At 54.4% G+C, this 13,429-nt stretch carries 13 protein-coding genes and 1 tRNA gene; 9 read left to right on the top strand and 5 right to left on the bottom strand.

The window, feature by feature from the left end:
• Positions 1 to 44: 44 nt before the first annotated feature.
• The 6 genes from JXO48_06300 (at position 45) to JXO48_06325 (ending at position 4,714) form a co-directional block, all read left to right on the top strand.
• On the top strand, positions 45 to 761 hold the full coding sequence (locus tag JXO48_06300) for an N-acetylmuramoyl-L-alanine amidase (GenBank protein MBN2283484.1): 717 nt from the start codon (positions 45 to 47) through the stop codon (positions 759 to 761).
• Positions 751 to 1,470, top strand: a complete 720-nt coding sequence (gene rph, locus JXO48_06305; GenBank protein MBN2283485.1) for a ribonuclease PH — start codon at positions 751 to 753, stop codon at positions 1,468 to 1,470. Before JXO48_06300 ends, rph begins: the two co-directional genes overlap by 11 nt.
• 16 nt (positions 1,471 to 1,486) lie before the next feature.
• Positions 1,487 to 2,143, top strand: a complete 657-nt coding sequence (locus JXO48_06310; protein ID MBN2283486.1) for an XTP/dITP diphosphatase — start codon at positions 1,487 to 1,489, stop codon at positions 2,141 to 2,143.
• 11 nt (positions 2,144 to 2,154) lie between these two features.
• A tRNA-Pro gene (locus tag JXO48_06315) sits at positions 2,155 to 2,231 on the top strand.
• 64 nt (positions 2,232 to 2,295) lie between these two features.
• Positions 2,296 to 2,739, top strand: coding sequence for a C_GCAxxG_C_C family protein (locus JXO48_06320; protein MBN2283487.1), 444 nt, complete (start codon positions 2,296 to 2,298; stop codon positions 2,737 to 2,739).
• Positions 2,740 to 3,064: 325 nt separating this feature from the next.
• Positions 3,065 to 4,714 carry a hypothetical protein gene (locus JXO48_06325; protein MBN2283488.1) on the top strand — a complete coding sequence of 550 codons (1,650 nt, stop codon included), beginning with the start codon at positions 3,065 to 3,067 and terminating at the stop codon, positions 4,712 to 4,714.
• A 153-nt stretch (positions 4,715 to 4,867) separates the two neighbouring features.
• Here the strand turns inward: JXO48_06325 and JXO48_06330 are convergent, their stop codons facing one another.
• From JXO48_06330 to JXO48_06350, 5 genes are read right to left on the bottom strand one after another with little or no spacing between them, the layout of a single operon-like run.
• The gene (locus tag JXO48_06330; protein ID MBN2283489.1) at positions 4,868 to 5,299 is read right to left on the bottom strand and encodes an amino acid-binding protein; all 432 of its coding nucleotides are present in this window, start codon (positions 5,297 to 5,299) and stop codon (positions 4,868 to 4,870) included.
• On the bottom strand, positions 5,296 to 5,850 hold the full coding sequence (locus JXO48_06335; protein MBN2283490.1) for a 2-oxoacid:acceptor oxidoreductase family protein: 555 nt from the start codon (positions 5,848 to 5,850) through the stop codon (positions 5,296 to 5,298). The genes JXO48_06330 and JXO48_06335 overlap by 4 nt, the downstream gene beginning before the upstream one ends.
• 12 nt (positions 5,851 to 5,862) lie before the next feature.
• Positions 5,863 to 6,615 (bottom strand): 2-oxoglutarate oxidoreductase, encoded by a 753-nt coding sequence (locus JXO48_06340; GenBank protein MBN2283491.1) that lies wholly within the window; start codon positions 6,613 to 6,615, stop codon positions 5,863 to 5,865.
• Positions 6,616 to 6,618: 3 nt separating this feature from the next.
• Positions 6,619 to 7,680 (bottom strand): 3-methyl-2-oxobutanoate dehydrogenase subunit VorB, encoded by a 1,062-nt coding sequence (gene vorB / locus JXO48_06345; GenBank protein MBN2283492.1) that lies wholly within the window; start codon positions 7,678 to 7,680, stop codon positions 6,619 to 6,621.
• 10 nt (positions 7,681 to 7,690) lie between these two features.
• Complete coding sequence (locus tag JXO48_06350; GenBank protein MBN2283493.1) at positions 7,691 to 7,933, bottom strand: ferredoxin family protein; 243 nt, start codon at positions 7,931 to 7,933, stop codon at positions 7,691 to 7,693.
• Positions 7,934 to 8,472: 539 nt separating this feature from the next.
• Between JXO48_06350 and JXO48_06355 the strand changes: the two genes are divergently transcribed.
• The 3 genes from JXO48_06355 to JXO48_06365 all read left to right on the top strand — a co-directional run bounded on the left by JXO48_06355 (position 8,473) and on the right by JXO48_06365 (position 13,428).
• Positions 8,473 to 9,309 carry an MBL fold metallo-hydrolase gene (locus tag JXO48_06355; GenBank protein MBN2283494.1) on the top strand — a complete coding sequence of 279 codons (837 nt, stop codon included), beginning with the start codon at positions 8,473 to 8,475 and terminating at the stop codon, positions 9,307 to 9,309.
• Positions 9,310 to 9,665: 356 nt separating this feature from the next.
• A complete protein-coding gene (locus JXO48_06360; protein MBN2283495.1) occupies positions 9,666 to 11,024 on the top strand; it encodes a (Fe-S)-binding protein in 1,359 nt (452 codons plus the stop codon).
• A 34-nt stretch (positions 11,025 to 11,058) separates the two neighbouring features.
• A complete protein-coding gene (locus JXO48_06365) occupies positions 11,059 to 13,428 on the top strand; it encodes a formate acetyltransferase (protein ID MBN2283496.1) in 2,370 nt (789 codons plus the stop codon).
• Position 13,429 lies beyond the last annotated feature (1 nt).

Here is a 13,429-nt window from a genome sequence, read left to right on the forward strand (position 1 = left end):
TGAAGCGTGGGTTTGAAGGAACAGAAATGGGAAGAACGAGAAACATGCGATCATTAACCTGCAACTGGAAGACCATCGGCCTGATCCTGTTCATATGCGGCATGCTCGCAGTACCATCGGCCGCGACGGCCCGGCCGTTGACGGTCTTCGTCGATCCAGCCCATGGGGGGGACGATCGGGGAGTCGAACTCGACAGAGGGGATTTCGAAAAGGAACTGACACTGGACGTGGCGAAAGAGATCGAGAACCGGTTCCGGGGCAATCGCGACATATCGATCATCCTCACGCGAAACGGTGACGAGACGGTGCCCGTGGAACGACGGCGTACCATGGCGCGGGAGAAAAAGGCGGATCTGTTCATCAGTCTTCACATCAATGCCGGGTTCGGAGCCGGTGCGGCCGGTTATGAAATATATTTCTCCGATGGTTCCTGGGTTCGGAAGCAGGGAGAGAGCGGCGATATTATCATTGAAGATATGATAGAGAACCGGATCAGAAACGACAGCATAAGGTTGGCCCAGATCATCGAGTATCATATCGGGTCCGTATTCCCCCGCCAGGGAAGGGGGCTTCGAAGCTCGCCCGTCCTGATCCTTTCAGGGATGGAAAATGCCGGGATACTGGTGGAGTTTGGTTTTGGAACGAACGTAAAGGATCGGAAAAAACTGCTGGATCCCAATATCCGGGAGGCGATCGCCCGGGCTGTGTGTGACGGCATTCAGGCTTACAACAAGGGAAGGGAGAAGCAGGATGCGGAGTGACGGACGCCGGTGGGACCAGATACGTCGCTGTACGATAACGAGGAAGTTTCTCAGCCACGCGCCGGGTTCCGTACTGATAGAGATGGGGGGAACGAAGGTGATCTGCACCGCCTCCATTGAGGATTCCGTGCCGCCCTTTCTCAAGAATAGCGGCCAGGGATGGCTGACGGCGGAATATTCCATGCTTCCCCTTGCCACGCCGACCCGGAACGTCCGTGAATCCGTACGGGGGCGCACCGGCGGTCGCACACATGAGATCCAGCGGCTGATCGGCCGGTCGCTCCGCGCCGTGACGGACCTTTCACTCCTGGGAGAAAAGACCATCTACATCGATTGTGATGTCATCCAGGCCGACGGCGGCACCCGAACGGCTTCGATAACGGGCGGGTTCATCTCCCTTGTCGATGCTCTGCGAAGGTTCCGCGATCAGGGGGCCATCGACGGATTTCATGTTTCCGACTTCGTTTCGGCTGTCAGTGTCGGTGTCGTGGGAGGGGATATCCTTCTCGACCTCAATTATGAAGAAGATTCCCGGGCGGAAGTGGACGCGAACTTCGTCATGACCAGAACGGGAAGGATCATAGAAGTCCAGGGGACGGCCGAACGGGAGCCCTTTCCCCGGGACGTATTGGAACGGATGATCGACGTTGCCCAGAAGGGAATCGCGGAACTGACGGACATGCAGAAGGAGCTTCTGGGGGACCTGTAACACTGTTTCTGCGGGAATGCACGCCTTCTCCCGGCATGGTGTAACAAGACGAAAAGGAAGAGACGGACCGAAAAGGGTGTTGATATTAGCGACGAAAAACAGGGGGAAAATCAGAGAGCTGAAGGCCTTGCTTGAAGAACTGGACGTAGAGGTCGGCTCGCTTCTTGATTATCCCGAGATGCCGGAAGTCCTGGAAGACGGATCCTCATTCTTCGAAAACGCCCTGAAAAAGGCGCGGGCCGTTTCGGAATACACGGGGGACCCTGTTGTTGCCGATGATTCAGGGCTTGTCGTGGAATGCCTGGGCGGCCGGCCGGGTATTCATTCCGCCCGTTACGCCGGACCGCGGGCATCGGACGAGGATAATTACCGGAAACTTCTTGAGGAAATGCGCGGGGTTCCCGATTCAGAACGTGCCGCCGCTTTCAGGTGCAGCCTGGTGCTCTATCACCCGGACGGAACATACCGATCCTTCGAGGGCATGCTGGAGGGCTTCGTTGCACAGGAACCGCGGGGAACGAAGGGTTTCGGTTACGATCCGGTCTTTATCGTTCCCGAATACGGAAAGACGGTAGCCGAACTTCCCTCCGAGGTCAAGAACAGGATCAGTCACCGCGCCAGGGCCTTTCAGGAACTGAAAAAAACCTTGAAAAAAGAGGCGCGAATACACTAAAACCCGGTCGTCGGGGCGTGGCGCAGCCTGGTAGCGCGCTTGCTTTGGGAGCAAGATGTCGCAGGTTCAAATCCTGCCGCCCCGACCAGTAATTTCAAGTACGTGCGCATTTCCCTTCCTATCATGATCACCAGTGGAGAACAGTTTTGAAAATGCAGTCCTTTGTGCAGGAAAAAGTTAAAACATACTATTGGGATAATGATTTTAATTGTGCCACCACCAGCCTACTGATCCTGTCGGAAATATTTGACGTTCCATTGACGGATCAGGTCCTGGATTCGGTACTTGGAATGCATGGCGCCGGAGAATATGGGGCTCAATGCGGATTGGTGGAAGGGACATTACTGTTTCTGGGCATCATCGGAAGGTGTACAGGTATTCCGGATGATGAGATCATACTGGGTTGTAAAGAATATGCCGGCAGGTTTGAGGAACAGTATTCAAGTCTGTTATGCAGGGAACTAAGGCCGGAAGGGTTCAGTGAAGATAATCCGCCCCATATATGCGAAAGCCTGACATGCAGGGCTATATGTTTCGCTATTGAGTTTGTAAGCACATTCATCGGTAAAGGGAATTCGTCGAATAACAATCCATAACCGCCTTGATTTTTACTTTCGGCAGGGGAGGGTACTTGATATCCGGTATCCTTTCTCATCCTTCAGAAAAGGCCGTTCGAACCTCCTTGCACCACTGAAAACAAGCCCTCCATTTTTTGTTACCCATGAATTAGACAGTATTGCCTCCAGAGTGTGTATACAGTATAAATTTTGATAACTATCTGTATATAAACTACTAATGAGACACTGCCCAAGGCGGTAATCATAAATTATACAGTATAATTTTCCTTGACTCCTGGAATTATACAGTATAAATATGGCCTATATGAACAAGATGAAACAGTGACAAAAAGGAGGATATGCCATGAGTGCGGAGCCTCTTATCAGCAGCAAGGAGATTCTTCAGCGGCAGGGAATCTCGCGGGCGACGCTGAACAATTACATCAGGCTCGGCATCATTCCGCGGCCGGTTGTCAAAAATCCGGGACCGGAAATGGCGGGTACGAAGAAGATCGGTTATTTCCCCCTCGAGGTCGAAGCCCGCATTAATAAGGTAAAAACCCTGAAGGCCCAGGGATATTCAATGGATGAGATAGTTCTGGGATTTCAGGACCACCCCATTGATGTCAGTTATTCGGGAGATGTAACCGAGGATCTCCGTTCCTCTGAAAACACGGATATTGAAGCCGCGGAAATGACGGAATCTCCCATCGTACATGAATCTGAAATCATTGATGAATCGCTGAGATCAAGACGAATGGAGGAAAGTCGCCGTCGGAATATCGAGGTGCCCGCGTATCTTCGGAAGGACCGGCGCTTTTCTGAAGAGAGAAGGGCGGCGGCAATTGATGCTTTTCCCCATCCTGACCGGAACGCCCTTGCATGTCCGGCCTATCTTCTCAATGAGCGTTTCGACATCGTCTGGATGAATGATCCGGCACGTGCGCTGCTTATGGAACGTGGTCTTGGACTTGATAGAAAGCCTATTGAAAAGAATATATTGCGTTTATGCCTTAAGGTATTGCTTGAAGAAAAAAACGTGGTCCTTGAGACTCTTCTGGATTTTCATAGTGCACTCATGAAGGTCTCTCAGGATGGTACGATCTATCCTTCGATCAGTACCGGCCTGACCGAGCGGGAGTCGAACCTGCTCGGTGAGAGCTTTCAAAGAGCAGTAGCGTCGAAAAAAGAAGCTGTCAAAAGCAGAACGATTTCCCATCACCCCCGTGGGTCCCTGCCGGAACATATCATCGTTCATGCGGTATCCTTCGGCGGTGAAACCCTTATTCTTCTCGAAAGGTTCGATTCGACGGATATTTCCCGCATGCCGGCGGCGATCATGCCCGGAAAGGAAAGGAACGTCCTTTCTTTTCGAATGGAGCCTGTTCCGGAATCGCTCTGTGTACTTTGGACCGAGCTGTCAGCTCCGGAGCGGTTCTCGGCCGAGCTGCCGTCTCACGAGTATCTCCGTCTGATCGGTGATATCGGTCGTGCCGTCGACGCAGCAGGGGAGGCGTACGGCGGGCTGGTGCTGCCGCGGCGTGGTTGTGCAAGAGCGCTGTATTTCTTTGAACATAGTGACTCGCGGTATCTTAACGGAGCCCTGCGCTGTGCCATGAAGATACAGCAGAACGTTCGCGAGATATCACGTCAATGGAAGGATGTGAAAGGCTGGGACCGTGATATATTGCTTCATCTCGGAATTTCGGAGGGATCGGAATATGTGAGCGGCTCGGTTGGTCCGGATGGGTCTTTCACCTGCACGGGAGCCACCGAATCAGAGGCGGAGGGGGTCGCCAGGGCCTCGACATCGGGCGCCGTTATGGTGACAAAGGGCGTTATTGAAGGAATGAGCAGGGAAGACCGTTCTCAGCTGCGTTTCGGTATCGGAAGAAAGGGTCCTGAAAGGATGCAGTACCGCGAGAACCTCTTCGCCCGCCTGGGGGACCTGGATCCCGAAGCGAACCGGGACATGGCACATGTAGCCGTTGCAGAAATTATAAGAGAAGCGTGAAGCGTGAGACGTGAGGCGCTTAAATTCGGGATTCGGGATTACAGATTATGGATTACGAATCCCGAATAACGGTTTCCGAACCCCGATCCCTGAAGAGATAGAAGCTTCCTGATTATCACGGATGCAGCAGGGGGGCTTTTCCCGGACTGTCAATCAGATATGGTAGAGTTCTTTCCCGAAAACCCGGATCCAGTTCTTTTCCAGGATGTTCACAGATTTTTTCACCGGTCCCACGCCGATGATCATGACCGTCACATCCCCCGTGCCCACGCAGGGGTAAATGTAATCGACGTTGATGTCCTCTTCCTTGAGGACTTTCAGGACCACGTTGAGACCACCCGGATGGTTCGGGGTCTCGCAGGCGATTACGTCCTTCACTTCCATTTTATATCCAGCTGCCTTCAACGCATTTACGGCCTTGTCCGGGTCGTTGGCGACAAAATAGAAGATACCTTCATTCTCGCGGGTCGTCGCATAACAGCACGCAATGATATTGATCCGGTTCTCCCTCATCAGCTCACTGACGGCGGAAAGCCTGCCGGGAATATTCTCCAGCCACAATTCGATCTGTTTCACCGTTTTCATCGGGATGCTCCTTGCAATATGTAATCGGCGCCAAGGTTCAGGCTCCTGAGATTGGTCTTCATCAAACTGCCCACATTTTTCCCCTTGGTGACTTCATCGAGGGCTTTCATAATGGAGTCGATGCTGGTCATGCCTGTTTTTGCAACGAAGGCGCCGAGCATGATCATGTTCACCGTGCGCTCGTTGCGGAACTCTTTCTTGGCCAGGTCGTTGGCGGGAATTTTGACCGTCGCGATATCGCTGCGGGACGGTTCCATATCGACGAGACTGGAATTCAGGATGATGAGGCCGCCTTCGATCATCGCGCTTTCGAATTTGATCAGGGATGGTTTGTTGAGAATGACCGAGTGATCCGGCGAAGATGCAACGGGTGAATATATTTCCTCGTCGGAAACGGCCACGGTGCAGTTCGCCGTTCCGCCCCTCATTTCGGCTCCGTAAGAGGGGAGATAGGTGACTTCCATTCCATCGTTCATAGCGGCCACGGCATAGGCGTAACCCATCATGAGAACGCCCTGGCCGCCGAATCCCGCAAAGATAGTCTTTTTCATAGAATCGAACCCTTATTCCAGATCGCCCACCGTGTCCTTGATCACTTTCAGGGGGTAGGTTTTTGTGACGGTGTCATCTATATACTTGAGCGAATCGACGGGCGATAGCTTCCAGTTTGTCGGGCAGGGAGACAGTATCTCCACGAGGGCAAAACCACGTCCCGCCATCTGTATCTTGAATGCCTTTGTGAGGGCCTGTTTGGTCCTCCTGATATTTTTCGGCGAATTCACTGCTGTTCTCTCTATGTAGACGCTTCCCCGTGCGATGGCCAGCATCTCGCTGAGGTCCACCGGGCCTCCGTCGCGCAACTGGTCGCGCCCGCCGGGAGTTGTCGTGGAGTTCTGGCCGAGAAGGGTCGTGGGTGCCATCTGACCGCCCGTCATGCCGTAACAACTGTTATTGACGAAGATGATCGTGATGTTCTCGCCGCGATTGGCGGCATGTATCGTCTCCGCCGTACCGATGGCCGCGATGTCTCCATCGCCCTGGTAGCTGAAGACGATGCGGTCCGGGAGCGTCCGCTTGATCCCCGTTGCCAGCGCCGCACCGCGACCGTGCGGTGCCTCACCCATGTCGATGTCGAAATAGTCATAGGCGAGGACGGCGCATCCCGCAGGCGGAACGCCGATCACTCGATCGCCGATTCCGAGCTCATCGATTATTTCCGCTACCAGCCGGTGAATCAGACTGTGTCCGCATCCCGGGCAGTAATGGAAGACCGCTTTTTTCAGGTATCGGGGTCGTTGAAAGACTATCTGTTCCATCGCCTATTCCTCTTCCAGATGCTGCCGGTAATAAAGGCTGCTGATCACCTTTGATATCTCGTCCGGTGTGGATATGATGCCGCCCGGCCTGCCGTAGAAATGAACGTTTGCCCTCCCTTCAAGGGAAAGCTTGACGTCCTCCACCATCTGCCCCGTGTTCATTTCAAATACGAGAAAATTTCTTACCACCCGGCTCTTTTCGACCAGTTTGTTCTTGGGAAACGGCCAGAGGGTGATCGGCCGGAGGAGTCCCACCTTGAGCCCCATCTCACGGACCCGCTTGATGGCCCCCTTCGCGATGCGTGCCGCTGTTCCATAAGCGATAACGATCAACCGGGCGTCCTGGGTAAGATGGCATTCGGCCGCGGTGATCTCTTTGCTTATCGTTTCATATTTTCGATAGAGCTTCCAGTTGTGCTCCTCCATGGTGCTCGTGTTCAGGATCAGGGATTTAATGATCCTGCTGGGCCGGCCCTTCGCTCCGTCGAGGACCCAGGATTTTTCCGGGAGTTTGCGGGGGTCGATGGGATCGGGCAGCACAACAGGCTCCATCATCTGTCCCATCATGCCGTCGATGAGTATGACCACGGGCGTGCGATACCGATCGGCATATTCAAAGGCCTTTCTTGTCAGGTCAGCCTCTTCCTGGCCTGAGGCCGGAGCCAGGACGATGGACCGGTAATCTCCATGTCCACCGCCTCGAGTTGCCTGGAAATAATCTCCCTGGGTGGGTGCAATGTTCCCCAGGCCGGGACCGCCGCGCATGGTGTTGACAATGACCGCCGGTAGTTCCGAACCGGCAAGGAAGGAGATCCCCTCCTGCTTGAGGCTCACCCCCGGGCTCGATGAACTGGTCATGGCCCGGGTTCCCGCCATGGAGGCCCCCAGTACCATATTGATTGCCGCGATCTCGCTTTCGGCCTGAATGAACGTTCCGTCGGGGGTCTTTGCCATGGCCGCCGCCATGTACTCCGTCAATTCATTCTGCGGTGTGATGGGGTACCCGGCGTAGAACCGGCATCCGGCACGAACGGCTGCTTCGCCGATGACCTGGCTGCCCCTCATGAGCGTTTTCTTATTCACGATAAACCTCTATCGCCACGTCCGGGCACATGAGTGCACACAGGGCACAGGCCGTGCAGGTGCGGTCCTCGGGATTACTTCCGGACTGGGAAAATTTTGCGGGGTAATATCCCTTCTGGTTCAATGTGTCGGAAACAACTATCAACTGATTCGGGCAGACGGATATGCAAAGGTAGCATCCCTTGCATAATTCGCTGTCGATCGAGATGCGTCCGGTTTTCTTTTTCTTAATCATGAGCGCCCGTGATTCGACTGGTGGTTTTACCGAATGAGGAAACGGTATATATCGAACCATGATGTCGTTTTGTAAGCATTTGTGCATATGACTACTCATCGGATTTGTCAAGCATTTTAAGGAGCGTGAAAAAATTATTTTTCTTTGCGCCACCATCCTTGTCTTTGATATTTGCAAGTGATATCGGGTAATTAATCATAACATGATCCTTGAATGCCCGATTTTAAAGAAATCGGCCGTTGGCGGATAAAACTGTTGACCCCTTGAAAGGACCTGGTGTAGGTTTTGCTCCGATACCGGAAAGTTCGGCCGGAGAGGAAGACCGACGGCCGGTTGCCTGCATGAGGTTATCAGAGACCTGTTCGGGGAGAGATCGATGGACCTTTTTAATTCCGTGGAAGTTTGCATTCCCGTCATGCAGATAGCGCTTCTGCTCTTCATCGTTTTTTTCGCAGCCGTCGGCTTTATCCTGCACCCCGATTGATGGGATCATCTGTCGTCCGCCGTGCGATACGATGTTCGAGAAGGGCCGGCCACCGATGATTGAAGTACATCAGTTCGAAGAAGTAAGACAGATCAGAATGAGCCGGGAGATTGACGGCAAACCGGTGTATTGGGTGGCCGCCTATCTGGTGGATGGCCTTCTGGTCGATACGGGCTGCCACTATACGGCGGAGGAGCTTGCCGGATATCTCTCGGGGGAGCGAATCACCCGTGCCGTGAACACTCATTTTCACGAGGATCACGTGGGAGGGAACCATATCCTCCGGGATCGGTTCGGGATTCCCCTCTACGCCCATCACGACTCGATCCCGCTCATTGCAGAGAAGATATACCTCTATCCTTACCAGGAAACGGTCTGGGGACAGCCGTTACCGACGAGTGTGGAGGAGCTTCCGCCGGTCGTCGAAACAGGGACGTATACTTTTCACGTTATCGAAACACCGGGTCACAGCGTTGGTCACGTGGCCCTTGTCGAAAAGACCCGGGGGTGGTGTTTCTCCGGTGATATCTTTGCCCGCGAGGAGATGAAGTTCATCCGTCCCGAGGAGGACATGGGGCGGACGGTGAAATCCATGAAAACCCTCATGGCTCTTGATATGGACCGTCTCGTCCTCTTTACGTCGGTGGGCAAGATCATCGAGGACGGACGGGGGGCACTCCGGAAATGTACGCGGTATATTGAAGAACTGGCGGAACGGGCGGCGGACCTCCGGTCACGGGGATTCGATGTGCAGGGGATCATGACAGAGCTTTTCGGCGGCGAGCATCCCTTTGCCGATTTGACGAACGGTCAGTATACCACGGAAAACCTCGTGCGCTCCGTTCTGAAGATGAAACAACCCGGGGACTGCGGCGGCGGAGAAGGTTCATGACCAGATAAGATTGATTCAACGCACTCGTAAAAAGTCTTGACGGCCTGTTGCTGTAACCCCTTTTTCACAGGCCCGAAACATTTTTGATACATCTAAGCGGCTCGCTACAGGCGATTTCAAAACTCGCCTGCGGCTCAGACAGCTGAAATCGCTTATCTTCCGCTTCGCCGAGATGTATTGCAAAAATGTTTCAATGGCCGCTTCAAAAGGGGTGTACGTCTGGGAATGACTCGATCCCTTGGTGTATTTGACACAGTGACGAGGGATTAAGCACGAGGCTGAATGGTGATTTTATAGAAGTTGTCAAAATAGATCGTTTCCTGTTACCCTGATCTTACGAAGGAGGGAGCCGTCGGATGACAGGGAGACAATCGTCGTGGCATGAGGACCGATGCACATACTGTGGTCTATGTTTTCATCTGTGTCCCGTTCTTGAAATGCCGCTCGTCGAGGCACAGGAAGAGATCCGCCGGCTGTGCAGGAGCGGGGGAGGGTCCGTCGTTCTTGAAAAATGCAACTCCTGCATGTCCTGTAACCTCTTTTGTCCCGAGGGGGCCAATCCGTACAACCTTGTTCTTGAACGCTGGAACGAGTTGTATCTGAAAAGAGGGGCACCACCCCTGTACCGGTTCGTCTGTCCCACGGAAGAACCCAATATCTGGCAGCTTATCAACCTTTTTCTTTCTCCGGAAGAGCGTCGGTGGGTAGATGCGTGGATGGATTACACACCGGGAGAAAATGATACCATTCTCCTCATTGGAAATTATACACACCTCTTTCCCTTTATCATCGGCGGCAGCTCCCTGCTGAAACACTTCAAACCCGTTGACCCGATTGATCAGTGGGAGGGCGGGGCATACCTCTACCAGGGGGGCTACTTGGACGTGGTGCAGAGGATAGCCCGGCGCACACGGGATGATTTCACCCGGTGGAATGTCAGAGACATTGTCATTCTCACCGATGCCGTACACTATCTGTTAACGGAAGTCCACCCCCGTGAGATGGGGGTTTCCCACGAGGCGAGGTGTATCTCCTTTCATCGCTGGGCCGCTGAAAAGATCGAGACAGGCGAGCTGGCACTGCCGGCGGCGCCGCTGGGGATATCCGTCGCCGTCCATGATAATTGCTATTCAAAGGTGCTGGGAGGGGCATACTGGGATGATCCCCGTTGCATTCTGGAGAAATGCGGCTGCAATGTCGTTGAAATGAAGCACAACCGGGCAGACTCCCTCTGCTGCGGTTTCGGGGCCGGAGCATCCTGGGTCCGCAACATGTCCATACCGTTCGACATCATCCGGGAGGGTGTAAAAAAGTTCCGCGAAGCCGAAGAGACGGGTGCCGGCGCCATGGTTTCATACTGCAGCGGTTGTATCTATCTTCTCTGGGCTACCAGGGAACTCATGGGCAGTTCCATCGATGTGTATCATTCCGTAGAGATACTCCGGATGGCGATGGGGGAGAAAATACCCTATCCCCAGGCCCACATCGAGCGGGCCTGGGACGTGATCGCCATCATTACCTATCAGCTTCTGTGTTCGCTGTTCCAAAGGAATTTCTTTATCAGTTCAATAACCTATGATACAGAAAGAAGCACTTTTATTCCCCGTGGACGGGGCCTTCTCGGATTGATACGGCGGGCGCTGGGCATTCCCCTGGTCAGGAGGGTGTATGCCGGCATATTCAGAACCCTTATGCCGTTCATCACCACACGGTGAGGGGGGAAAGAGTTCAGAGAAAGGTAAAGCCGCTATGGAGGCATCATATGCCGTGCACAGTGAGGAGAAAAAACCTTCGGTGCGTTTCTCTGCCATAAAGAAAGAACTTCTGTCCACACCCATGTACCTCTGTCCGGAACGGGCCCTTCTTATCACCGAACATTTCAAGAAGTTCGACGACCCGACCGAGCCCATGGCCATAAGAAAAGCCAGAGCCTTTCGCCACCTTCTTTCCAGCAAGACGGCCCGTATCTTCCCCGGCGAACTCATCGTCGGTAATGTGGGCAGCCGGCGCAAGTCGGTCCTGATACAACCGGAACTGGCGGGCACTTACATGTCCGAGGAACTGCTCTGGATCGACAGGCGGAAAACGACACCGCACCTGATCAGCTGGAAGGACCGGCTCAAGCTTCTTTTTGGTGTTATTCCCTACTGGCTTCCGCGGAACATGATCTTCCGGGCCTTCAGGAACGAGCGTCTCGAGTATCTCCGGTACGCCTGGGAACAGTTGAACGCCGCGTATTATCTGGTGAACGAGGCGGGCGGTATCGGCCATTTCCTTCCGGACTATGAGAAAATGATATCCATCGGCGTAAAGGGGTTTCTCGAGGAAATGGACGGACGAGAGGATGAACTTCACCGTGCGGCACGGATCGCCTGCGAGGGGCTCGTCGTTTTTGCCGGGAATCTGGCGACTGAAGCCCACCGTCAGGCCGTGGAGGAAAAAGATGCCCTCCGGGCAGCGGAACTTCACGAAATATCAAGGATCTGCCGCAAAGTCCCCCGTGAACCGGCAGAGACATTTCACGAGGCCCTTCAGTCCCTCTGGCTGACCCACCTGGCCGTCTGTCTCGAGGGACTTAACTCGGCCGTATCCTTTGGACGGGTGGACCAATATCTGTATCCATACTACCGCAGGGATTGTGACCGGGGACACCTCACCCCGCAGACTGCCCGGGAATTGCTCCTCTGCTTCTCCGCCAAATCGACGGAGCACGTCTTTCTCATGTCGGAGCGGACCAGCGAATATCACGGTGGATACCTCGTGGTGCAGGCGGCGACGGTCGGCGGTGTCGACCGGGAGGGAAACGACGCCGAGAACGAGCTGACGTGGCTGTTTCTCGATGTCATGGAAGAATCGGGTCTCAGGGACCCGAACTACCTGGCACGGGTCCATGGATCATCGTCCGATGAATATCTGTTGCGCCTGGCCGACGTGGCCCGACAGGGCAAGGGAGTCCCCGCCATGTTCAATGACGATGTTGCGGTAGAGGCGCTGACCCGCCATGGACTGCCCCTTGATGAGGCACGGAATTACGGTATCGTCGGCTGCGTGGAGCCTTCCGTGCCCGGTAGAAGTTTCTTTTCCACCGATGCGGCGCTCTTTAATATTCCCATCTGCCTGATACTGGCCTTGAATGGTGGAAGGCACTGGGGAAGCCGCCGGCAGATCGGCGCACGAACCCTCGATCCCTCATCGTTCAGCGACATGAGGGCTGTGGTCGATGCCTTCCGTTGCCAGATGGAATTCATGGTCGGTCGCTTTGTCGCCGACATGCACAGGGTTGAAAAGGGAAATCGTGATTATCATCCCACACCATTCTCATCCATGCTTGTCACGGGCTGCCTTGAAACGGGAACGGATCTGACGGCAGGCGGAGCCCGATTCAACTGGAGCGGCGTCCAGGGCGTCGGTGTGGCCGATACGGCAGATTCTTTAGCCGCTCTCGATGATGTCGTCTTCAAGAAAGAGAGATACACCCTTGAACAGGTCGTTGCTGCTGTGAAGGATGACTTCAATGGACATGAGGCATTGCGGGCCATGATGATCGCGGCACCGAAATTCGGAAATGATATCGCGCTTGCCGATGATTACGCATGCGAGATCGTGACCATATTCCACGAGGCTCTTTCGCGCCATGCCGGTACGAGGGGAGGTCCCTACGTTCCCGGTTTCTATTCTTCAACCTGTCATGTGGGTTTCGGTAAGCATACCGGCGCTTTGCCGAGCGGCCGTAAGAAAGGAGAGCCCCTGGCGGCCAGCCTGGGAGCATCCAATGGGAGAGATCGCCTGGGGGCGACGGCCCTCCTCAACTCGGCGGCTCGCATAGACGGGACACTGTCTCCCAACGGGTACGCCCTCAACCTTCGTTTCGACCCCCATATCCTTGCAGGTGAGCGGGGAGCCCGCACATTGTCGGCGCTTGTCAAAGGTTTCTTTGCTTCCGGGGGAATGGAGATGCAGTTGAACGTCCTTGACCCCGACATGCTTGAAGATGCCTTTCACAATCCCGGTAAGTATCCCGGGATCGTGGTCCGCGTCGCCGGCTACTGCGCCTATTTTGATGACCTTCCGGCATCGGTTCAGCGGGAGATCATCAACAGGACGCGTCTCACGGTGTGAG

This window comes from Deltaproteobacteria bacterium (assembly GCA_016933965.1).
Classification (GTDB): Bacteria; Desulfobacterota; Syntrophia; order Syntrophales; family UBA2210; genus JAFGTS01.